Genomic DNA, 21,240 nt, shown 5'->3' on the forward strand with positions numbered 1-21,240 from the left:
AGGTAATGTCGCAGCCTGCCCGTCGATGATTGTCTTCCAACATCGACCTGTGTGCGGCCCATTATCGGAAGCTGGGCCTCGGCACTGATCTTGTGAAGCAGTCGTTCGATAGGGCCGAATTGATCGGCATCCTCTGGCGGGGGGATTACAACGTAGTCATCCCCGCCGCTGAAACCGTTACAGCTACTCCTTCACCGCGCCCGTCATCGACGACACGTAGTAGTCGACGAAGAAGGAATAGAGAATGACCACGGGCAGCGAGCCGAACAGCGCGCCTGCCATCAGCGATCCCCATTCGAACACATCGCCGCGCACCAACTCGGTCAGCACGCCGACCGGGATGGTCTTGTTCTCCGAGGACTGGATGAATGTCAGCGCGTAGATGAATTCGTTCCATGACAGGGTGAAAGCGAAGATGCCGGCCGAGATCAGGCCCGGTACGGCGAGCGGCAGGATGATCTTCACCAGGATCTGCCAGCGGTTGGCGCCGTCGACCAGCGCGCTCTCCTCGAGCTCGAAGGGAATGGAGCGGAAATAGCCCATCAGCAGCCAGGTGCAGAAGGGAATGAGGAAGGTCGGATAGGTGAAGATCAGCGCCAGGCGCGAATCGTAGATCCCGAGCTTGAAGACGATGAAGGCGAGCGGGATGAAGAGGATCGACGGCGGAATGAGATAGGCGAGGAAGATGACGAGGCCGATCTGCCGCGAGCCGGTGAAGCGCACGCGCTCGATCGCATAGGCGCCGAACACCGAGGCCACCAGCGAAAGCGCGGTCGAGCCCACGGCCACCAGCATCGTGTTCCACAGCCAGCCGGGATAGGATGTCTCGAGGAACAGGTATTTGATGTGGTCGAGCGTCGGCCCGACCACCCAGAAGGGGCTGTAATTGTTGTAGTCCGTCAGCTGCTCGTTCGGCTTCACGGCGGTGATCGCCATCCAGTAGAAGGGAAAGAGCAGCACGAAGACGAAGACCGCCATCGGCAGGTAGAGCATCACCACGCGCCGCGGCAGGCGGTTCAGATAGCTCATGCCCTCGGCATTGTCTGTCAGGACCTCATCGGCCGTTTTGAGATTGGTCGACATGGCTTGCTCCTTAATCCTGTCCGCCCTGCTGCCATTTGCGGCGTTGCAGACCGAAGAAACTGAACATGATGGCGCCGAGCAGGAAGGGTATCATGGCAACGGCGATGGCCGCGCCTTCTCCGAGCTGCCCGCCCGGAATGCCGCGCTGGAAGGAGAGTGTCGCCATCAGATGCGTGGCGTTGACCGGCCCGCCCTTGGTCAGCACGTAGATCAGCTGGAAATCCGTGAAGGTGAAGAGCACCGAGAAGGTCATGACGACGGCGATGATCGGCGTCAGCATCGGCAGCGTCACATAGCGGAACCGCTGCCAGCTGGTCGCGCCGTCGAGCGAGGCCGCCTCCTGCAGCGAGGCCGGGATGGTCTGCAGGCCGGCGAGCAACGAGATCGCCACAAAGGGAATGCCGCGCCAGACATTGGCGACGATGACCGAGATGCGTGCATTGGTGGGGTCGCCGAGGAAGTTGATCGGCGCGTCGATCAGGCCGAGCTTCATCAGCGACCAGGAGACGATCGAGAACTGGGAATCGTAGATCCACCAGAAGGCCAGCGCCGAAAGCACTGTTGGTACCACCCAGGGCAGGAGCACGATCGCCCGGAAGAAGGATTTGAACGGAAGGTGCTGGTTCAGAAGCAGCGCCAGCCAGAGGCCGAGCGCGAATTTCAGCGCCGAGGCGACCAGCGTGTAGAGGATGGTGTTGAAGACCGACAGCCAGAAAACCGCGTCATCGGCGAGGAACTGATAGTTCTCCAGCCCGATGAAGATGCCGTCCCGGCCGATCCGCGTGTCGGTAAAGCCAAGCCAGACGCCGAGCCCGAGGGGATAGGTGAGGAAGCAGACGAGGAACACGGCGGCCGGCAGCATGAAAAGGAAGCCGAGCACATTGTTGTTCTGCAGGAGCGAGGGGCCGCGCGTATCCCCGGATTTCAAGGTCGACATTGCTGGTCTCCAGATTGCAGTCAGTCCTGATGCATGTCGCCCGGAAGTGTGCTGCGGTTCCGGGATAACGACATGCATAAAACAAGGAACCAAAGCGCGGTGCATGGATCAGATCTGATCCGACGCGCTTTGGAGGAGATGCGGCATGCCGGTATCGGGCATGCCGCAAGCCTCGGCTCCGGGTCAGACGCGGTAGTAGCGGTTCGCCCGGCGTTCGGCTTCCTTCATCGCGTCTTCCGGCGACTTCTGGCCGGTGACGGCGGCAGCGTACATGTCGACCAGCACATAGTCGGCCATGGTGGCGGCCGAGGCATAGCCGAGCGGGCCGGCATAGCCGTTCGGGCGCAGCTTTTCCGAGGCGCGCGCATAGGGCGCGTGAACAGGATCGGCAGTCCAGATCGGGTTCTTGGCGAAGGCCTTGAGCGGCTGGCAGCAATAGGCGCTGGAGCCCTGGATCCAGGCATTCATCTGGTCGGCTTCCATCATGAACTTGATGTAGGCCTTGGCCGCTTCAGGATATTTGCTGTGCTTGAAAAGAAGCAGCGAGCTCGTCTGGCAAAGCTCGACGCTCTTGCCGACCGGTCCGACCGGGAAGTTGGTCGTGCGGATGTCCTTGGCGATCTCGGCGAGCTTCGGATCGTTCTTCGCCGTGTAATAGACGGAGACGCCGTTGGCGATCAGCGATACCTGGCCGGCAAGGAAGGCGCGGTTGTTGTTGACGTCCTGCCAGCTTTCCGTGCCCGGAATGAAGGTCGCGTAGAGTTCCTTGGCATAGTTGATCGAAGCCAGCGTCTCGGGGCTGTTGATCGTCACCGTGCCGCCTTCGTCGACCATTTTGCCGCCATGGCTCCAGAGCAGCCAATGGGCGTAGTTGTTGCCGTCGCCGACCGCCTTGCCGTGCGGGAAGCCAGCGGGCGTGCCCTTTGCCTTCATCGCCTTGCAGAGTTCGAGGAAGCCCGCGGTATCGTTCGGGAATTCGTTGAAACCGGCGGCCTTCACGTGGCTGTCGCGATAGACGACGGCATTGCCGATCGCCGTCAGCGGCATGGCGATGAACTTGTCATCGCGTGTGGCGTAGCCTTTCACGCCGTCGTACCAGCCCTCGTACTTGTTGCCGAGATAGTTGCCGAGTTCGGTAAGATCGACCAGCTTGTCCGGATATTGGTGGGCGTCGTCGAACCAGCACATGATGAGATCGGGGCCGGAGCCGACATTGGCGGCAACGGCTGCCTTCGGACGGATGTCCTCCCAGCTCTCCTTGTCGATGCGCACTTCCACGCCTGTGGCTTCGGTGAATTTCTTGGTATTGGCGATCCACGCATCCTCATCGCCCTTTACGAACGGCGTCCAGCGCAGCAGCCTGAGGCTCGCGCCGCTTTCCGGCGTGTAGGTCGGCTCGGCCTGTGCAAAGGATGGCTTGATGCCAAGACCGGCGACACCGGCAACGGCTGCCGATGCGGCAAGAAATTCACGTCTCTTGATCGTCATGAGATTCCTCCTCATTGAAACAGCGGGAGCAATTCTCCGGCGTCCACCTCCCGCTGGTGAACGGCGGCCTGGCATTTCCGGGAGAGCAGGCTCCGGGGAACGCTTGCGCTCCGGCGGCCGGGAAGACTCCTCCTCTCCCGTGCGGCCGCCAGATGGCATCAGTCGGTCAATCTCCTGCCGCCTTCGGCATCGAAGAGATGAACATGCTTGGCGTCGATCGCCACGCGGATCGCTTCGCCCGGGCGCGCATCGACACGCTCGCGGAAGACGCAGCTGACCTCGCTGCCGCCGAGGCGGACGGTCAGATGCGTCTCGTAGCCGGTCGGCTCGATCACCACGATTTCGGCCGGCAAGCCGTTGGGGTCGAGCGAGATGTATTCGGGGCGCAGCCCGTAGACGAGCTCGCGGCCCACCGCACTTGCCAGCGGATTGGCGACCGGCAGCCGGGTGCCGTTGGCCGCGACGAACTGCGTGGCGTTTTCGGGATCGAGCCTGCCATGGATCATGTTCATTGCCGGCGAGCCGATGAAGCCGCCGACGAAGAGATTGGCGGGACGGTCGTAAAGCTCGAGCGGCGAACCGATCTGCTCGACGATGCCGTCATGCATGACGACGATCTTGTCGGCCATCGTCATCGCCTCGATCTGGTCATGGGTGACGTAGACGGTCGTCGTCTTCAGGCGCTGATGCAGTTCCTTGATCTCGGCGCGCATGGCGACGCGCAATTTCGCATCGAGGTTGGAGAGCGGCTCGTCGAACAGGAAGACTTCAGGATCGCGCACGATGGCGCGGCCCATGGCGACACGCTGGCGCTGGCCGCCGGAAAGCTGGCGCGGATAGCGGTCGAGCAGCTTGTCGAGGCCGAGGATGCCGGCGGCATATTTCACCCGCTTTTCGGCTTCCGCCTTGGGCGCCTTGTTGAGCATGAGCGAAAAGCCCATGTTCTGCTCCACCGTCATATGCGGGTAGAGCGCATAGTTTTGGAACACCATGGCAATGTCGCGGTCCTTCGGCGGCAGCGTGTTGACGACGCGCCCGCCGATCTTGATCTCGCCGCCGGAAATGTTTTCGAGCCCGGCCAGCATCCTGAGAAGCGTGGATTTGCCGCAGCCCGAGGGGCCGACGAGGATGACGAATTCCCCATCGGCGATATCGATGTCCACCCCTTTGATGACGGGATGCGCGCCGAATGATTTCCGGACATCCGCGAATTGAACGTTTGCCATACTCCCTCCTCCCAGATCATGAGCATTACGCAAGCACTGTATCTATGTCGCTTTTGGCGGGCGGCAGCCCGCCGTCTCACCCTCGCCCGACGAAAGGCATCTTCGTCGCCATGACGGTCATCGTCAGCACATTGGCGCCGAGCGGCAGGCCCGCCATGTAAACGACCGCATCGGCAATATGCGCCGGGTCGATCGTCGCTTCGGCGGCGATGCTGCCGTTTGCCTGCAGTACGCCGGCGGCGATCTTCGTCGTCATGTCGCTTGCGGCATTGCCGATATCGATCTGGCCGCAGGCGATGTCGAATTCGCGCCCGTCGAGAGCGGTGGATTTGGTCAGCCCGGTGATGGCGTGCTTCGTTGCCGTGTAAGGCGCGGAATTCGGACGCGGCGTCGTAGCGGAGACGGAGCCGTTGTTGATGATGCGCCCGCCGCGCGGGCTCTGGCTCTTCATCAGCCGGAAGGCCTGCTGGGTGCAGAGAAAGGCGCCGGTGAGATTGGCCGCGACGATGGCGTTCCACTGCTCGAAGGAGACCTCTTCCAGCGCCACACCAGGCACGGTGACGCCGGCATTGTTGACCAGGAGATCGAGCCGCCCGTATTTTTCCGCGATCGCATCGAAGAGGCCGCGAACGGAGTCCGGATTGCCGACATCGGCGGAAACCGCGAAGAACTCCGCCCCGGTTTCGCTGCCAAGCTCGCCTGCGGCCTTCTCAAGCACGTCGGCCCGCCGCCCTGATATGACGACCGTGTAGCCGGCAGCGCCGAGCCCCCGCGATATGGCGCGCCCGACGCCGGTGCCGCCGCCGGTGACAAGCGCGATCCTTGCCTTTCCGCTGGCCGATATGCTCATGCGATCCTCCCGTCGAGTTCATCCTCGATATGGACTTTCAGGATTTCGTCGAAGCTCGTCTCCGCCTTGAAGCCGAGCGAAGACGCTCTCTCCGCATCGAACTGAGTCGGCCAGCCGGCGACGATGCGCTCGATCAGAGGATCGGGCACGCGCTTGATCAGCGCGACCGCCTTGTCGCCGGCGACCCGGCGCAAGGCTTCGATCTCTTCGGAGACCAGCGCGGAAAGGCCAGGCATGGTGAGGTTGCGCCGCGCGCCGATCCTTGCCGTATCGATCGTCGCGGCATGGACGAAGAAGCCGACGGCCGCACGCGGGCTCGCAAACCAGTGCCGGACGCTGTCGCTGACCGGCAGGATGGCTTCCTTGCCGACCAGCGGCTCACGCAGAATGTTGGAGAAGAAACCCGATGCCGCCTTGTTGGGGGCGCCGGGACGCACGCAAATGGTCGGCAGCCGGATGCCGATGCCGTCGAAAATGCCGCGGCGGGAATAATCGGAAAGCAGCAGTTCGGCGATCGCCTTCTGCGTGCCGTAGCTCGTCAGCGGCGTGGTGAAGAATTCGTCCGGAATGACTTCCGGGAACGGCGTTCCGAAGACGGCGATCGAGGAGGCGAAGACGAGGCGCGGTACATAGGCGCTCGTCATGCCCGCCTGGCGGATCGCATCGAACAAAGCGCGTGTGCCGTCGAGATTGACGGCGTAACCCTTGTCGAAATCCGCTTCCGCCTCTCCCGAGACGATGGCGGCGAGATGGAAGATCAGGTCCGGCCGGCCCTCGATCAGCCTGTCGGCCGCGCCGGAAGCGGCAAGATCGACGATCAGCGCCGTCGAGAGGGGCCGAAGCGTTTCCGGAACTTGCGGCTGAAAGGCGTCCGCCAGCGTCAGCCGGGTGACGGGCCGGCCGAAAGCCATCGGCTCGCGCGCGATCTTCTCGACCAGCTTGCGGCCGACCATGCCCGCCGCGCCCAAAATCATCACATGCATATCGGCTCTTCCTCCCGTCGGCCGGTGTCTTCAGTCAAGTTCGCGCCGTTCGTCGCATCGCCCTTGCGTCTGCGCATATAGGGCAGAAGATCGCGTCGGCAGGATGCACGCAGTCTCCTTTGTCGACGGGCTTCCGGCCGAACAGGATTTTCATCAGGGCTCAGCCTTCCATGCCGGGCAATGTGGCGCCGCATTTCTTCGCCAGGATCTTTGCCACTGCCGCATCGTCCTCGCGCCCGAGGCCTGCCTCGGATGCCTCTTTGAAGAGGGCGAGAGCCGTTGCCGCAAGCGGTGTCACGCCCCCGGTCCGCTCGGCTTCAGAGCGGACGATGCCGAGATCCTTGACGAAGATGTCGACGGCGGAGCGGGGCGTGTAGTCGCCCTCGACGATATGTTCGCCGCGGTTTTCGAACATCCACGACGAGCCGGCCGAAACGCGCAGGACGTCGTAGAGCGTCCTGAGGTCGATGCCTGTCTTGGCCGCGAGCGTCATCGCTTCCGCCGTGGCGGCGATGTGGACCCCGGCCAGAAGCTGGTTGATCATCTTCACCTGGGAGCCGGGGCCGGGCCGGTCGCCGAGCCGGAAGACCTTGGCCGATACGGCGTCGAGGGCCGCGCCGGCGCGCTCGAAAGCCTCGTTCGAGCCAGAGGCCATGACGGTGATCTCGCCGGAAAGCGCCTTGACGTGGCCGCCGGAAACCGGCGCGTCGACGACCAGCATGCCGGCTGCCTCCAGGCGCTCGGAAATGGCGATCGTGGCGCTTGGCGCCATGGTGGTGCAAAGCAGGAAGACGGTGCCGGCGGCGGCCGTTTCCAGCGCGCCTTGCGGGCCGAAAAGCACGTGCTCGACCTGGGCGCTGTTGACGACGTAGACGAAGACGGTTGCCGCATCCTGAGCGGCGGCTGCCGGCGTGTCGCAGGCTTTGCCGCCCGCTTCTAAAAAGCGCTGCAGCACGTCTGGACGGACGTCGCATCCGCCGACGGTGAAGCCTGCCCTCAGAAGCGAGCGGGCCGCGCCCCAGCCCATCGAGCCGAGACCAATGACTGCTGATTTCTTCATGTCCTGCACGGCTCTTCTCCCGGATGCCACACAAGTTGTTCCGGTGGTGTTATCGATACCGGTATCGGTAACAAGCCCCATTTTTGTCAGTTATGTCAAGTGCCGGGTGTTTTCCTTTTTCGGAAAAAAGGCCTATGAATTTATCGTGCTGCTTGGGCGGCTGTGCGACGACAGGATCCATCGGGATGCGCAAATCCACACTGGAAGAGATTGCCGCCGCGGCCGGCGTCAGCAAGATGACGGTATCGCGGGCGCTTCGCGGCGCAGCCGACGTTTCCAAGGAAACCCGTGAAAAAGTGCTGCAGGAGGCGGAGCGGCTGAGCTATGTCGGCAACCGGCTGGCGCTCTCGCTGTCGTCGCAGCGGACGAACCTCGTCGCCGTCGTCGTTCCCAGCATGTCGAACATCGTCTTTCCCGAGATGCTGGAGGGCATTTCCGCCGGCTTGCAGGGTTCCGGCATGCAGGCGGTCTTCGGCATTTCCGATTACGACATGGCGAAGGAGCGCGAGATTATCCGCGACATGCTCTCCTGGCGGCCGGCTGCGATCGTCGTCACCGGCCTCGACCAGCCGGCGGAAACGGTGCGGATGCTGCAGCATGCCGATATTCCCGTCATCCAGCTGATGGATCTCGACGGCACGCCGGTCGATTTCAATGTCGGGCTTTCGCATGGCAAGGCGGGAGAGGAGATGGCGGCGGCGCTGCTTTCGGCCGGACGGCGGCGGTTCGGCTATATCGGCAGCGCGCTCGACAGGGACTTGCGGGCAGGAAAGCGCAAGGCCGGCTTCGAAAAGGTGCTGCGCGAAAGCGGTCTCTCCTTCGCGCATGAGCGGATCGATTCGTCCTATTCCTCGATCGCGCATGGCAAGCAGTTGACGCTCTCCATGCTGGCGGCGACCCGCGACCTCGATTGCATCTATTATGCGAGCGACGACATGGCGACCGGCGGCGCCTTCGCCTGCCTCGAGCTCGGGGTTTCCAGTCCCCGCGACATACTGATCGCCGGCTTCAACGGGCTCGAGGTCGCCCGCGCCCTGCCGATCAGGATCGCCACCTCGATCTCGCCGCGCCGCCAGATGGGCGAGGCCGCCGCCGAACTTCTGCTTTCCGCAAGCCGCGGTGATGGAAGCCCGCCTCCCGAGAAGATCATCGCCTTCCACCCCGAGATCACCGGGGTCGGCTAGATCTCTGGGCCACGAGATCCGCGAGCATCGCCGCCTGACCTTTCAGGATTTTGAGCGCCGCCTCGGCGATGGAAAACCACCCGGCTCGATCGACCTCGGGAAAATTCTGCAGGCGCCCCGATCTCGGCGGCCATTCCATCTGGAATTCCGAGCTTGTGATCTTATCGACGTCCAATGCCGGATCCGCCTGCACCGACCAGACGACCACGATTTTCCCGCCGGGCTGGCGGTATTCGCCAAGCGGGGCGTAATCTCCCAATATATCGAAACCAAGCTCCTCCCGCGTCTCGCGGATCGCTGCCGACAGCTCGTCTTCGCCCGGTTCAATCAGCCCCTTCGGGATAGACCAGGCGCCTTCGTCCTTCCTTGCCCAGAAAGGACCGCCGGGATGCACGAGCAGCACCTCCAGCCCCGTCTTAGGAAGCCGGTAGACGAGAAGCCCGGCGCTACGGACCGGCATCGGCAACTCCTGGGTCGGGGATGACGTTCTTATTCCAAGCACAGGAGGGCCGACGCTGGCCGGCCCTCCTTCATTTCTGACTTGCGCCGCCTTAGCTGCGTGCAGCCGGCGCCGGGGTAGCGGTGCTCAGCTTCTCGAGCAGCTTGGCGATGGGACCTCTGTGGCTGCCAATCGCCGGCTTGCCGCGACGTTTCCTGATTTCGACCAGGAAGGGCTTGCGGATCCTGGACTTCATGCCCAAAACCTCCTTAAGCCACCTGACGCTCGGCTTCGATCTGAAGAGGCGCCTGTTGAAAGGAGCCGTCTCCGATGGCGATCTTGCGCGGCTTCATCGCTTCCGGAACTTCCCGTTTCAGCGTGACGGAGAGCAGACCGTTCGTCAGCGAAGCGTTTTCGACGCGAACATGGTCGGCGAGCTCGAAGCGGCGCTCGAAAGCGCGGCCGGCAATGCCGCGATGCAGATATTCGCCTTGCTTCTCCTCGGCCTTGTGACCTTTCACCACAAGCACGTTGCGCTCCTGCGTGAGGTCGAGATCGGCATCGGCATAACCGGCCACCGCCATGGTGATGCGGTATTCATCCTCGCCGATCTTGACGATGTCGTAGGGCGGCCAGGCGTCGATGGCCTGCAGGCGCTGCGCGTTGTTGAGGAGATTGAAGACACGGTCGAAGCCGATACTGGACCGATAGAGCGGTGCGAAGTCGAAGTCGTTTCTCATAGCCAAATCCTCCTTAAAGCGAGATGACTGGAGACGCGTCGGAAACTCGCGTCTCCTATGATCGGCCCCCATTGGGCTGCCGACACGAATGATCTGGTTTTTGAGATTTTTCGGTTCAAGAGGGTTTCAAAAAATTTTTTTGAGGCGGGGCGGAAAGCTCCTCGCGGCGGGCCGATCTTCGAAAACTTTCGGCGCGGTGGCGCGTTAGTGATGACGATCACGGCGATGCGCGGAGAATATCATGCCCAAAGGATTTCGTTTCGAGCTGCTTGCCAAGAGCGGTTATGTCGCGCGCGGCGTCGTCTTCCTGCTGATTGCGGGTCTCGCGCTCTTTTCCGGCATCGCCGGCGGCCGGCCGGAAACGAAATCGGCGCTGTCGACGCTTCTGGGACAGCCTTTCGGCCGCGCCTGGGTGGGGCTGATCGGCCTTGGCCTTCTCGGTTTCGTCGCCTGGCGCCTGGCGCAATCCTTGGCCGACAGCGACGGCCATGGCAGCGACGCCAAGGCGATCGCCATCCGCACGGTCCTTTTCGGCAGCGCCGTCACCTATCTCGGGCTGGCGGGATATGCGCTGGGGCACGCGCTCTTCAGCGGCGGCGGGGGCGAAGGCTCGGGCGAGAAGGGTTTGGCCGGTTGGATCATGTCGCAACCCTTCGGCGCCTACCTGGCCATCGCGGTCGGCCTCGGCTTCATCATCGGCGGGGTCGTAACCGCGGCCAAAGGCCTCACCAAGAAGTTCGAGCGCTACCTCAAGCTCGCCGACAGCAGCGGCGTCGTGACCCTGATCTGCATATATGGGCTCGTCGCGCGCGGCCTCGTGTTCGCGATCATGGGCATCTTCTTCGCCTATGCCGGTTTTCGCGTCGATCCGCAGCAGGCCGGCAGCATGGCCGATGCCCTGGATTGGGTGAGGCAGCTTCCTTTCGGCTCCATCCTCTACATCGTCGTCGCGGCCGGACTGGCGGCCTTCGGCATCTACAATCTGGTCGAAGCGCGCTACCGCATCGTCCGCGGCCCGTCGCTTGACGACGTCAAGCAGTCGATTCCGAGGCCCGGTCATTAGCAAGGGGCGGGTTTTCAACCGCGCCGAGCGCCCCATCTCTGTCGGATGATCTATTTCACCAGCGATACCCACTTCGCAGATCCGCGCATCCTCAGGATCGACCGGCGCCCTTTTTCCGACATGGCCTCCCACGACGTCACCCTGATACGCTATTGGAACGAGGTCGTCGGGCCTGAGGACGATATCTGGCATCTCGGCGACTTCATGTCTTCCCGCGGCGGCGACTGCGACCAGCTTCTTTCCATGCTGAACGGGCGAAAGCACCTGATCATCGGCAACAACGATCCGCAGACGACGACGGAAGCGACGGGCTGGACGAGCGTCCAGCACTACCACGAGATGACGCTCGACGATCAGCTGCTCGTCCTCTGCCACTACCCGTTCCGCACCTGGAACAAGATGGGCAAGAAATCGCTCAACCTGCACGGCCATTCCCATGGCCGCCTGAAGCCTTTGCCCCGGCAATACGATGTCGGTGTCGATGCTCAAGGGTTACGGCCGGTGTCGCTGGAAACGCTGTTGTCGGTGAAGCCGTCGCAATAGGCCAAATCGTAGACGAAGAATACGCGGGAGCCACGGGAACCGTCGAAGCCGAGCGAGGTTTGGACGTTTTCCAACCAAAGGAGCTTCCCGATGTTCATGCGCGTGGATCAATTGCAGGCGGAATTGCCGGCGCCGAAGGCGGCCGACCCGAACGCGGCCGCAGCCCTCCAGGAACTGCTGGGTGGCAAATACGGCGAGATGTCGACGCTCGGCAACTACATGTTCCAAAGCTTCAACTTCCGCTCCAAATCGAAGCTCCGGCCGTTCTATAGCCTTGTTGCCAGCATCACGGCGGAGGAGCTCGGCCATGTCGAACTGGTCAGCAACGGCGTCGCCATGCTCGCCAACGGTCCCGACAAGCCCGACGGCGACGCCGGCGATGGCGGTGACATTTCCGACGCGCCGTTCGCGGACATGGCGGATATCCGCCTTGCCGCAAGCTTCCTGTCGGGCGGCGGCGGCGCGATGCCGGTCAACAGCAACGGCGCTTCGTGGAACAACGACTTCATTACCACCACCGGCAACATCGTCTTCGACCTCTTGCACAATTTCCATCTGGAATGCGGGGCGCGGCTCCACAAGCTCAGGGTCTACGAGACCGTCACAGACCCGACGGGGCGTGAAGTCTGCGGCTATCTGCTCGTCCGGGGCTCCGTGCACGCGCATGCTTACGCGCTTGCCCTGAAGAAGATCACCGGCGTCGAGATCGAGAAGTTCCTCCCCTGCCCCAACATTCCGCTCGCCAATATTCCGGAGGCGCAGAAATATCTCGACGAGGGATCGCATCGCCGCCTCTACACCTGGAGCCCGAACGATTACAAGGAGATCGCCGGCATCTGGAGCAATGACGAGGTGGCGCTTCCCGATGATCCGCCAGGCGAGCTCGAAGTCGTCGAGGGCATGCCGGAAGGCGGCAAGATCCACCAGCTCGTCGGCGTGCCCTCCGCCTTCACGCCGGATTACGCTCCCGAGGAGATGTTCGAGATCGCCGAGAAGCTCTACAAGAAGTCCCGGTGAGCCGGCGGCGCCCGGCAGGTCGCGTCAGCGGGACTTTCTCCGCTCCCGCGACCGCGCCGTCCGCCTGGCCTCCCTGAGTTCCTCGATGTCAGGCTGCCACCAGCCGCGCTTGCGGTCATGTTCGCCGGCCACGGTCTTGGCCGGCCAGGTGTGGACGAGTTCTTCCAGAGTCGGCAGCCGCCAATTGGCCCAGACATGATCGTGGCCGAGACCGGGATAGAACTCGCGGACCGGATCGGGATCGACGATTTCGCCAGTCACGTCGGTGATGACGACGATCCCGTAAGCGCTCGTCGCCACCGGGCGTTCGAGCGGCGGAAGATCGTCAGCCGGCACCGGCACGCGGCGGCGTTTGCGCTCGGCCGAGCGGCTCTTGGCCTTCGCCTCTTCCTCTGTGCCTTTACGCGCTTCGGCGCGTTTGCGGCGCTCTTCCGGCTCGGCCCGCTGCGCCGCGGCCTCGATCGCGTCCCAGCGATGCTGGAGCTCGTCATAGGAGGCGAAGGGAACCTCCCAGACGCGCAGTTCGCCGTTCCATCGGGCGAAGGGCACCTGGCGCAACTCGTCGACAACGGTTCGCGAGAAGGGTGTCCGGATGCGGAAACCGGTCTTGATGACGTCGAGATAGGGGCTGAGGATCGGCTCGAAGGCATAGGCGTCCCGTCCCTTCTCTGTGGCGAACAGATCGGTGCGCGCGGCTTCGTGCGCCAGCCAGTGGTCGATGCGCCGCCGGGCCGTCTTGCCGGGAACCGTCCATGCGCCAAGCGCGTCGTTCCAGCGTGCGCGGGGAAAGGTCTCGCGGAAGCGCTGCACGGTCATTCGGTCGAAGGGGAAGGAGACCGTCTCGACAGGCGCTTCGTCTTCGGAGATTGGAACGTCATCCGTGCTCATGCGGTTGAAACGAACACCTCCCCCAAGGAGTTGCCCTCGCCAAGCGATGAAAACAGCCGGCGGCTTGTGGGCCGGCAAAGGCAGATCTACCTATGATCCGATGGTAGGGCTAGGGATGATCGATGAAAAGCGCTGCGTTGCAGGATGAGAGGGCAGCCTGGTTCCGGTCGCTGGAGCCGGTCCAGCCGGCCGAAATGCTTGGCCTTTGGAAAGGCGCCGGCATCCCTTCGGGTCACCCGCTTGACGGCGTGCTGGAGAATCTCGGCTGGTTCGGCAAGCGTTTCCACGCGGATATGCGCGCCGACGCGCTGCTCTTTCAATGGCGGCCGGGCCGGCTGGTGGCGATCGAGCCCGGCTTCTTTCCGATCGGGCTTGCGATCAGGGCGGCGCCCTTCGGCCGGACGGCCATCGCCCGCAGCGGGTTCTCCTATCTGCAGAAGGCCTGCCGCGCACGAGGCACGACCGCATCGCTGAAGCTCCAGACCTTGGAAGATGCCGCCACCGCCGCAATGATCTACGACAGGCAGCCGATCGTCGATTATTTTCGCAGAATATGCGAGGATGAACTTGCCGGCATGATGTGCGTGCGAGGGGACATCAGGCGCTACTTCTTCAAACTCCGGAGGGTCGATGCCGCCTCGCGGCCGCGGGACAGGTAAAGCAGGGAACAATCTGCCATGCCAATCTGTTTTCAACGCACGCAACCAAGGGGGATGTCATGCGTGCCGTGCTGATCGCCACTTTGCTTTCGCTTTGCTCTCTGCCCGCCCACGGGCAGGATGCAGGGTTTCTGAAGTCTCTGGCCGGCGATTGGAGCGGGACTGGAATGGTCCTCACCAAGATCGGCGGCACGAACTTCAACGTCTCCTGCACCTTGAAATCGGACGCCAGCCAGTCCGCAGTTTCGATGAACGGCAAGTGCCGCGGGCTTGCGGTTTTCGTCAGGACGTTCTCGGCCAACGTCAAGGCCTCGGGCCAGCGCTATTCCGGCAATTACATCGGCCCGTCGGGCCAGCCGTCCAGGCTCATCGGCAGCAGGCGGGGCGACAGGCTGAACCTGGATGTCACCTGGGCGCGCGTGGTCAATGGCGACCGCAAGGCAATGCTGATGATCGAGAAAGTCGGTCAGAATAAACTTCGGCTGCAGACGGTCGACAAGGATCTGCTTTCGGGCCGGTCGGTCGTGACCAGCCGCATCGACCTGCAGCGCCCATAAGGTCCGAATTCCGGAGCGGCGTCCGGTAACGCCTGCTCCGGGTGGTTTCAGTGTTTTCTCGCAGAATGGTCGCCGCGGTCGCCTTCGCCGGGCTTCGCGTCGCTCTTTGCCTCGCGCCGTTTGTCCGCGGACAACGAACGGCCGACATCGTCGGATTCCTTGAAACGGCCCTGATCGTCGCGGCGCACGTAGCGCTTGTCGGTGCCGGTATCTATGAGCTCACGTTTGGACATGATCGTCTCCTTGCTGTTGGAGCAGGCAAAACGCGCCAGATTCCAAAAGGATGCATGCCGTCCGCATTTGCTAGGCCGCCATCCGGACGAGCGCGTCGCAGAGCTTTCTGCCGTCATAGGGTTTCGGGAAGAAGATGCCGCGCTCCGGCAATTCATCGACGTCGGGCTGCTTCATGCCGGACACGACGATGATTTCCACCGGCGGCCAGCGGTCGCGCACGGCCCTCGCCAGCTTCAGCCCGTCCATGCTTCCCGGCATGTCGATATCGGTCAACAGGATCCGGATGCCGGGGACCGTCTCGAGGAGGTGAAGGGCCTCGTCGGCATCGCGCGCTTCAAGCGCCTCGAAGCCGGCCTCCTCGACGATTTCGACCGCCATCATGAGCAGCAGGGGCTCGTCCTCTACCACGACTACCTTGGTTTTCATGTTTTGCTCGAATGCACCATATCCCTATCTGAACTTTCAACTTCCCCCTTCGCCGCAGGTTCCGCCGCCGAGAATATAACTTCGAAGGCAAGGCCTTCCGGTCTGAAGTCGGAGCGCGACCGCGCCTGCGCCTTCGCAGGAAAGGCGCGCTCTATCAGCACGGAGCCGAACCCCCTTTTCGTCGGCGCCGAGACCGGCGGCCCGCCGGATTCCGTCCATAGCAGAAGCACGCGCCCGTTCTCGTATTTCCATTCGATGGCGACGGTTCCATCCTCGCTTCCGAGGCTCCCATATTTCGTCGCATTGGTCGCGAGTTCGTGGATCACCAGGGAAAGCGGCAAGGCGATATCGGCGGGCAGAACCACTTCCGGCCCGTCGAGGCGGATGCGTTCCGCCTCCGAGGCGACATGCGCCCTGAGGGCTGCCGAGACGATCTCTCGGACGGGCGAGGCCGAGCCCTCGCGCGACAGGATGAGGTCATAAGTGCCGGCGAGCGCCGCAAGCCTTTCGGCGAAGGAATTGTACCTTTCCGGATCGGAGCGCGAGAAGGTCTGGCGAGCAATCGCCTGAACCAGGGTGAAGCCGTTCTTGACCCGGTGGGCCAGCTCGCGGACGAGAAGGATGCGCTCCTCCTCCGCCTCTTCGTTCCGGCGCCTTCGCTCATCCAGCTCGTCGAGCAGCCGATCGAAGGTGGCGCCGACGACATCGAGCTCGTCCGGCCCCGTCATACCGGTTCGCGCCGTCGTCTCGCCGCTGCGCCACTTCTCCATCACCTCGGCGATCCGCGAAATCGGCACGAGGATGAAGCGGTTGCCGATGATGATCGCGGCGGCAAAGGAAAACAGCGCGCCGCCGATGATGGCGAGCGTGTTCGTCAGCGTCGCCCGGTTGATCGGCGCGAAAGCCTCGGGCTTCGAAAAGCCGGCGCTGACATAGAGAGGGCTGGAGGGCAGCGCTATCGGGCGATAGCCGAGAATCCGCTCGGTCCCGTCCTGGCTCATGACCTCAATCACATCGGGCTGTTCGGCATGCACGAGGCGCTGATATTCTTCAGGGATCGCGGTGCCGACGAACTGCTCGGGAAGGGGCACGCGCGCCACAATGATTCCCTTGCCGTCGGCGATCGTCACCGCATTGCCCGGCGCCACACCGCGCTCGGTGATGCGGTTCTGCAGCCAGTCCAGCCGGATGCCGCTGACAATGAGCGCCTTGACGGTCTCGCCTTCCATCAACGGCATGGCGAGCGGCAGGACCGGCTTGTCGGAAAGGCGACTCAGCGAATAGCTGCCGACGGCGAAATTCCTGGTCTTCAGCGCCTCCTGGAAATAGTCGCGATCGGAAAACACCACGCCGTCGGGAAAGGGCATGCTGCCGCAGATCGGCCGGCCGTCGAGCCCGACGACGAAGATGGTGCGGATGTTCGGAATGCTTTCGGCGACGGATTTCAGGGCCTCACTGCAGGGACCGACGTCAAGATTCCGGACGGACGGCATGGCGGAGACCGAAACGAGAAGGGCGTGCAGGCCTTCGACGATCCGCTCGACTTCCGAGGATGCCTGTCTTGCCGCCTGCGCCGCGGAGGCGCGGACTTCCTGGTTGCGTTCGTGGCGCAGCGCTACCTCGTTATAGGCGAGCATCGCGACGACAGGCGCCAGCGCCGCGACCGCAACTGCAACAAGCTTGAGTCTCATCCCGTCTCCTCTCGCAAGAGGGTTGGTAGCATGATCGGAACGATCCCGCACGGATCACACGCGGAATCTTGTTTACAAAATATCAACGTACGCATTCGAACGTTTTCGCGCGAGCCTTGCCGCGCTTCCGATCGCGGCTAGATAATGGGGGGATGAACGATGCCAAGAACACTTCCTCCGAAGGTTCTGCAGCCGGGTCTTTCTCGCCGCGGCCGCTGACTGCCGCGATGGCGAATGAAGTCGAGCGCCTATTGTCGGGCCGGACCCGCGATATCCGCCTGACGGGCGATCTTCGCGGTCGGTTTGAGGAACGGTCATGGCGCCAGACGTCGAAGGTCATCCGCTCCTGGATGACATGGGTGGCCTTCGTCGATGTGCTGACGCTGGCGCTGAACGCTCTCCTGCTTCCCAGTGACGTCGCGCTGTCGATGGTCGCTCCCGCCTGCCTTCTGCCGCCGGCGGCGATTGCCACGGCCCTGATCTGGCGCAAGCCGCGCGCCGCCGCCGTTCTGCGCGCATCGCTTCTCGGCGGCATGTGTCTCATTCTGCTGTCGGTCGCGCTCGTCGGCGTCTTTGCCGGAGGCGAATTCTACGAGCGGCACCTGACCATCATGCTGTTCGTCGCCACGAGCGCGATCACCATCTTCAGTGTGCCGCTCGCCTGGACGATCGTGATCGCCTGTTATGCCCTCAGCCTCTATTTTATCCTGCAGTGGTACAATCCGCTCGTGGAAGCCGGCAGCGTCGTCGCCGGGACCTTGTTCTTTTCCTGCGGTATCATCGCCACCGTGGTCGCCCGGCGAACGATGAACATCCTGGCGCAGAAGACATTCCTCCTGGACTGCCGGGATCAGCGCCGCAACGCGGAACTGGCCGATGCGAACGCCCGATTGGAGCGGCTCGCCAGAACCGATCCATTGACGGGCATCGCCAACCGGCGCTGGATGATGGAGACCCTTGAAGGCCTCTGGCTGAGCGGCCGCGACACCGGCGTCGCCGCGGCCATGCTGATGTGCGATATCGATCACTTCAAGGCGCTGAACGACAAGCTCGGCCATGGCGAAGGCGACCGCTGCCTCGTCAAAGTCGCCGGCATCATCCAGAGCTGCGTGCGCGCCGATCGCGATCTCGTCTCGCGCCATGGCGGCGAGGAATTCTTGATCGTGCTTCCCGATGTCGACGAAGAAGAGGCGGTGGCGGTTGCCACTCGCATCCGCGAGAGCGTGGAAGCCGCGGCCCTTCCGAACCCGTCGTCCGGCGTCGGCCCTTCGGTGACGCTGAGCGTGGGCGTCGCCCTGAAATCGGTGCGCGACACCGACATTTCGCTCGCCAATCTCCAGCACGAGGCCGACATGGCGCTTTATCGCGCCAAGGAAGCGGGACGCAATCAGGTCTCGGTCTTCCGCCGCCAGCACCAGGCCGCGCCGTCCGAGCCGATTGCCGCGAGACGCCAGGGCTGAGGATCGCGGCGCGGCTGCGATCACGGTGTAAAACCGAAACAGCGGATCGAGAGATAGTCTTCGGCCGAGATCTGCACTCCGAACAGAAGCGAGCCCCAGACCGGCTGCGTGGCGAAGAGGAAACCCAGCGCGAACGCTGCCCAGATGGCAGCGGCCCTGAATTCGCGAAGCAGAGAGGCACTGCGATCAGTCATACGGCCTCCGGATCATATTCCAGCCGGCAGCAAGCATGACTGCGCCCCACACCAGAAAGCCGATATCCCAGTAGAGCCACGCCGATTGGTCGACCGTTTCGTTGACATGGTGAATGCCGAGCAGGTGGTGGTCGATCACTCCCTCGACGAGATTGAACAGGCCGAAGCCAGTAAGCACCGCGCCGATCAACTCCGTGGTCGACCAGCGAAAATGCGGGCGGCGCGCGGCGCGCCAGAGAATGAACAGGCCCGCGAGAAGAAACAGATACGTCGCCGAATGGAAGACGCCGTCCCAGAAGGTGTTGAATTCGAGATTCTCGACGGAATCGATCGAATACCAGGCGCTGAACATATGGTGCCACTGCAGCAGCTGGTGAAAGACGATGCCGTCGAAAAAGCCGCCGAGCCCCAGGCCGAACAGGATGCCCGACGACCGCGGAAAGTTCCGGTCAGTGCTCACCCTGGTAATCGATGTCATCGCATCACCAGGTAGGCGACCATGGCGACTGCCGAGACGAAGGCGGCGGCGCTCAATCCGAACGTCAGATATTCCGCTGCCTTTTGCCGGTGGCGGCCGATTTCCGCACTTCCAAAAACGGCCGCTATCCGGCTCGCCAACGTCAGCGCACCGAGAAAAAATGCCCACTGGGTTGCTGTGTCCATTTTCCTGCTCCCGTCGCGGATGCACGCCCGACAAGGAAACGTTCCTGCGTGGGTTCATCATTAACAAAGCCGGTTCCCCTTTGTTTCCGTTCGATATCGCACTTTCTGTACGAACTGCCCTCCAGACGGGTGCCGGCGTCTGCTCGGCCGGTCCAGCCGACATTGAAGCTTGACGTGACGGCGTTGTCTACTTAATGTCTATCAAAAGAATAATAGAAGGGAGGCGGTATGATGCCCGAAATCGCTGGACCCGACCGCAAGGCGAGTCTCGAACTTGCGCTGCGCAGACGCATCCTGACCATGGAACTGCCGCCGGGCGCGGTCCTCGATGAAGTAGCGTTGAGCGAAGAATTCGGCCTTTCCCGCCCGCCGGTGCGCGAGCTGATGCGGCAGATGGCGGGTGAGGGCTATATCGACCTCGAGACGAACCGCGCCGCCCGGGTCAGCGCCATGAGCTACCAGTCGCTGCGCGATTTCTTCCTGCTTGCGCCGATGATCTATATCACGGCCAACAAGCTCGCGGCCGAGAACCGGACGAAGGCCGAGCTTTCGGTTCTCAAGGAGATCCAGCGCGCCTTCCGCAAGGCGGTGGACGACTGCGATGTGGAAAGCCGGGTCTTCCAGAACGATCAGTTCCACCGCCAGATCGGCGAGATGGCCCACAATGTCTATGTCGTCCCGAGCCTGCGCCGCCTGCAGATCGACCATGCCCGCATCGGCAAGATCTTCTACCAGCATCCGAACACGCCGCGCATGCAGGAAGAACTCGAGCTCGCCTGCGGTCAGCACGACGAGATGATCGAGGTCATCGAGCGGCGCGACGCCGAAGCTTCGGGCGAGCTGGCGCGGCTCCACATCGAATTGTCACGGCGCAACATCGCCATGTACGCGGCCCCCGAAGGGCTGGAGGCACCGACGCTCTAAGCCGCCCAGGAACAATAGCATCCAACGCAACGGGATTTCATCGATGACCGCTTTTCCCTTTCCAGGACTCAATCTCGCCATCACCACGCCGTTCGACGATGCCGGCCGCATCGACTACGGGCGGCTTGAAATCAATGTCGAGCGCTATCTCGCAGCCGGCGTCCGCAGCTTCCTGTTCAGCTCCGGCACCGGCATGCATGTCTATCTCTCCAAGGCCGAATCCGAAGAGCTGGTCCGCCGTGGCGCGAAGATCGTCAATGGCCGCGCCAGGGTTATCGCCCAGACTTCAGCGCTTCTCGTTGAGGACGTCGTAGAACGGACCACGCGCGCCCGCGATGCCGGCGCCGACGGCGTCATGGTGCTGCCGCCCTTCTTCGAAGGGCCGACCGACGATGAGGGCATTCTCGATTTCTACGCAGAGGTTGCCAGAGCGGGCCTTCCCGTCATCGGCTATAACGTGCCCCAGGCGGTCGGCGTCGCCATCACGCCGGAGCTTCTCGATAAGCTCAATCAAATCCCGGGCTTCTCAGCCGTCAAGGACAGCAGCGGCGATTTGGGAAAACAGGCGGCACTCATCCGCACCGGCCGTTTCGTCATGAACGGCGCCGATCCTCTCGTTCCCTATGCGCTCTATGCCGGATGCGACGGCCTGATCTGGGGCGGCGCGAACTTCGCGCCGAAGACCTCGGTCGCGCTCGTCGCGGCGGCGGCCGAGCGCAAGTGGGATGAGGTGCGGGCGCTCTGGAAAATCCTGGAGCCGGCAATGGGCCTGATCTGGGAAGGCGATTACGTGCAGTCGGTCTATGCCGCCGCCGATATGGTCGGCTACGGCGCCGGCGTGCCGCGCAAGCCGCTGCGGGCGCTTGCTCCGGAAAAGCTTCCGGCGCTGAAGCGTTCCCTCGAAGCGCTCATGGAGCGGGAAGCGATCTGA

Annotated in this window: 26 protein-coding genes; 9 read left to right on the forward strand and 17 right to left on the reverse strand. The window is 63.0% G+C overall.

Going from position 1 to position 21,240, the window contains the following annotated elements:
• Nucleotides 1–183 precede the first annotated feature (183 nt).
• The 7 genes from ATY76_RS16985 to ltnD all read right to left on the reverse strand — a co-directional run bounded on the left by ATY76_RS16985 (nt 184) and on the right by ltnD (nt 7,627).
• Nucleotides 184–1,083 (reverse strand): carbohydrate ABC transporter permease, encoded by a 900-nt coding sequence (locus ATY76_RS16985; RefSeq protein WP_040112047.1) that lies wholly within the window; start codon nt 1,081–1,083, stop codon nt 184–186.
• A 10-nt stretch (nt 1,084–1,093) separates the two neighbouring features.
• Nucleotides 1,094–2,020 carry a sugar ABC transporter permease gene (locus tag ATY76_RS16990; protein WP_088675883.1) on the reverse strand — a complete coding sequence of 309 codons (927 nt, stop codon included), beginning with the start codon at nt 2,018–2,020 and terminating at the stop codon, nt 1,094–1,096.
• A gap of 183 nt (nt 2,021–2,203) precedes the next feature.
• Complete coding sequence (locus ATY76_RS16995) at nt 2,204–3,508, reverse strand: ABC transporter substrate-binding protein (protein ID WP_088675884.1); 1,305 nt, start codon at nt 3,506–3,508, stop codon at nt 2,204–2,206.
• A 158-nt stretch (nt 3,509–3,666) separates the two neighbouring features.
• The gene (ugpC, locus tag ATY76_RS17000) at nt 3,667–4,734 is read right to left on the reverse strand and encodes a sn-glycerol-3-phosphate ABC transporter ATP-binding protein UgpC (protein ID WP_088675885.1); all 1,068 of its coding nucleotides are present in this window, start codon (nt 4,732–4,734) and stop codon (nt 3,667–3,669) included.
• A 76-nt stretch (nt 4,735–4,810) separates the two neighbouring features.
• Nucleotides 4,811–5,584: an SDR family oxidoreductase gene (locus ATY76_RS17005; RefSeq protein WP_088675886.1), complete on the reverse strand. Its 774-nt coding sequence runs from the start codon at nt 5,582–5,584 to the stop codon at nt 4,811–4,813.
• Nucleotides 5,581–6,567, reverse strand: coding sequence for a D-erythronate dehydrogenase (gene denD, locus ATY76_RS17010; RefSeq protein WP_088675887.1), 987 nt, complete (start codon nt 6,565–6,567; stop codon nt 5,581–5,583). The genes ATY76_RS17005 and denD overlap by 4 nt, the downstream gene beginning before the upstream one ends.
• Before the next feature lie 160 nt (nt 6,568–6,727).
• Nucleotides 6,728–7,627, reverse strand: a complete 900-nt coding sequence (gene ltnD, locus ATY76_RS17015; RefSeq protein WP_245309937.1) for an L-threonate dehydrogenase — start codon at nt 7,625–7,627, stop codon at nt 6,728–6,730.
• A 185-nt stretch (nt 7,628–7,812) separates the two neighbouring features.
• On the opposite strand from ltnD, the gene ATY76_RS17020 reads away from it, so the two are divergent.
• Nucleotides 7,813–8,811, forward strand: a complete 999-nt coding sequence (locus ATY76_RS17020) for a LacI family DNA-binding transcriptional regulator (protein WP_088676089.1) — start codon at nt 7,813–7,815, stop codon at nt 8,809–8,811.
• Here ATY76_RS17020 and ATY76_RS17025 read toward each other — a convergent pair.
• The 3 genes from ATY76_RS17025 to ATY76_RS17030 form a co-directional block, all read right to left on the reverse strand.
• Nucleotides 8,795–9,271, reverse strand: a complete 477-nt coding sequence (locus ATY76_RS17025; protein WP_088675889.1) for an NUDIX domain-containing protein — start codon at nt 9,269–9,271, stop codon at nt 8,795–8,797. The two genes, ATY76_RS17020 and ATY76_RS17025, sit on opposite strands and share 17 nt — an antisense overlap.
• Nucleotides 9,272–9,362: 91 nt before the next feature.
• Nucleotides 9,363–9,506 (reverse strand): hypothetical protein, encoded by a 144-nt coding sequence (locus ATY76_RS33740; protein ID WP_176538994.1) that lies wholly within the window; start codon nt 9,504–9,506, stop codon nt 9,363–9,365.
• 13 nt (nt 9,507–9,519) lie between these two features.
• Nucleotides 9,520–9,990, reverse strand: a complete 471-nt coding sequence (locus tag ATY76_RS17030) for an Hsp20 family protein (RefSeq protein ID WP_088675890.1) — start codon at nt 9,988–9,990, stop codon at nt 9,520–9,522.
• A 241-nt stretch (nt 9,991–10,231) separates the two neighbouring features.
• Here ATY76_RS17030 and ATY76_RS17035 point away from each other — a divergent pair, with 241 nt between their 5' ends.
• The 3 genes from ATY76_RS17035 to ATY76_RS17045 all read left to right on the forward strand — a co-directional run bounded on the left by ATY76_RS17035 (nt 10,232) and on the right by ATY76_RS17045 (nt 12,613).
• The gene (locus ATY76_RS17035; protein WP_088675891.1) at nt 10,232–11,053 is read left to right on the forward strand and encodes a DUF1206 domain-containing protein; all 822 of its coding nucleotides are present in this window, start codon (nt 10,232–10,234) and stop codon (nt 11,051–11,053) included.
• 45 nt (nt 11,054–11,098) lie between these two features.
• Nucleotides 11,099–11,596, forward strand: coding sequence for a metallophosphoesterase family protein (locus tag ATY76_RS17040; protein ID WP_088675892.1), 498 nt, complete (start codon nt 11,099–11,101; stop codon nt 11,594–11,596).
• A 90-nt stretch (nt 11,597–11,686) separates the two neighbouring features.
• Nucleotides 11,687–12,613 (forward strand): manganese catalase family protein, encoded by a 927-nt coding sequence (locus tag ATY76_RS17045; RefSeq protein ID WP_088675893.1) that lies wholly within the window; start codon nt 11,687–11,689, stop codon nt 12,611–12,613.
• 24 nt (nt 12,614–12,637) lie between these two features.
• Here ATY76_RS17045 and ATY76_RS17050 read toward each other — a convergent pair whose 3' ends face one another.
• A complete protein-coding gene (locus tag ATY76_RS17050; protein ID WP_088675894.1) occupies nt 12,638–13,501 on the reverse strand; it encodes a hypothetical protein in 864 nt (287 codons plus the stop codon).
• A gap of 122 nt (nt 13,502–13,623) precedes the next feature.
• Between ATY76_RS17050 and ATY76_RS17055 the strand changes: the two genes are divergently transcribed.
• A complete protein-coding gene (locus ATY76_RS17055) occupies nt 13,624–14,160 on the forward strand; it encodes a GXWXG domain-containing protein (RefSeq protein ID WP_088675895.1) in 537 nt (178 codons plus the stop codon).
• Nucleotides 14,161–14,219: 59 nt separating this feature from the next.
• A complete protein-coding gene (locus ATY76_RS17060; RefSeq protein WP_088675896.1) occupies nt 14,220–14,717 on the forward strand; it encodes a hypothetical protein in 498 nt (165 codons plus the stop codon).
• 47 nt (nt 14,718–14,764) lie between these two features.
• On the opposite strand, the gene ATY76_RS17065 is transcribed toward ATY76_RS17060, so the two are convergent.
• The 3 genes from ATY76_RS17065 to ATY76_RS17075 form a co-directional block, all read right to left on the reverse strand.
• Nucleotides 14,765–14,950 carry a hypothetical protein gene (locus tag ATY76_RS17065; protein WP_088675897.1) on the reverse strand — a complete coding sequence of 62 codons (186 nt, stop codon included), beginning with the start codon at nt 14,948–14,950 and terminating at the stop codon, nt 14,765–14,767.
• A 70-nt stretch (nt 14,951–15,020) separates the two neighbouring features.
• Nucleotides 15,021–15,377 (reverse strand): response regulator, encoded by a 357-nt coding sequence (locus ATY76_RS17070; protein ID WP_088675898.1) that lies wholly within the window; start codon nt 15,375–15,377, stop codon nt 15,021–15,023.
• A complete protein-coding gene (locus ATY76_RS17075) occupies nt 15,374–17,068 on the reverse strand; it encodes an HWE histidine kinase domain-containing protein (RefSeq protein ID WP_088675899.1) in 1,695 nt (564 codons plus the stop codon). Before ATY76_RS17075 ends, ATY76_RS17070 begins: the two co-directional genes overlap by 4 nt.
• Nucleotides 17,069–17,220: 152 nt before the next feature.
• On the opposite strand from ATY76_RS17075, the gene ATY76_RS17080 reads away from it, so the two are divergent.
• Nucleotides 17,221–18,528 carry a GGDEF domain-containing protein gene (locus ATY76_RS17080; protein WP_088675900.1) on the forward strand — a complete coding sequence of 436 codons (1,308 nt, stop codon included), beginning with the start codon at nt 17,221–17,223 and terminating at the stop codon, nt 18,526–18,528.
• A gap of 20 nt (nt 18,529–18,548) precedes the next feature.
• Here ATY76_RS17080 and ATY76_RS33745 read toward each other — a convergent pair whose 3' ends face one another.
• From ATY76_RS33745 to ATY76_RS17090, 3 genes are read right to left on the reverse strand one after another with little or no spacing between them, the layout of a single operon-like run.
• Nucleotides 18,549–18,722: a hypothetical protein gene (locus tag ATY76_RS33745; protein ID WP_190233670.1), complete on the reverse strand. Its 174-nt coding sequence runs from the start codon at nt 18,720–18,722 to the stop codon at nt 18,549–18,551.
• Nucleotides 18,715–19,200, reverse strand: a complete 486-nt coding sequence (locus ATY76_RS17085) for a DUF2243 domain-containing protein (protein WP_088675901.1) — start codon at nt 19,198–19,200, stop codon at nt 18,715–18,717. Before ATY76_RS17085 ends, ATY76_RS33745 begins: the two co-directional genes overlap by 8 nt.
• Nucleotides 19,197–19,385: a hypothetical protein gene (locus ATY76_RS17090; protein WP_088675902.1), complete on the reverse strand. Its 189-nt coding sequence runs from the start codon at nt 19,383–19,385 to the stop codon at nt 19,197–19,199. Before ATY76_RS17090 ends, ATY76_RS17085 begins: the two co-directional genes overlap by 4 nt.
• Nucleotides 19,386–19,613: 228 nt before the next feature.
• On the opposite strand from ATY76_RS17090, the gene ATY76_RS17095 reads away from it, so the two are divergent.
• Both ATY76_RS17095 and ATY76_RS17100 read left to right on the forward strand, forming a co-directional pair.
• Nucleotides 19,614–20,309: a GntR family transcriptional regulator gene (locus ATY76_RS17095; protein WP_088675903.1), complete on the forward strand. Its 696-nt coding sequence runs from the start codon at nt 19,614–19,616 to the stop codon at nt 20,307–20,309.
• 43 nt (nt 20,310–20,352) lie between these two features.
• Complete coding sequence (locus tag ATY76_RS17100; protein ID WP_088675904.1) at nt 20,353–21,240, forward strand: dihydrodipicolinate synthase family protein; 888 nt, start codon at nt 20,353–20,355, stop codon at nt 21,238–21,240.

The organism is Rhizobium sp. R339 (genome assembly GCF_002211395.1).
In the GTDB taxonomy this organism is placed as follows: domain Bacteria; phylum Pseudomonadota; class Alphaproteobacteria; order Rhizobiales; family Rhizobiaceae; genus Rhizobium.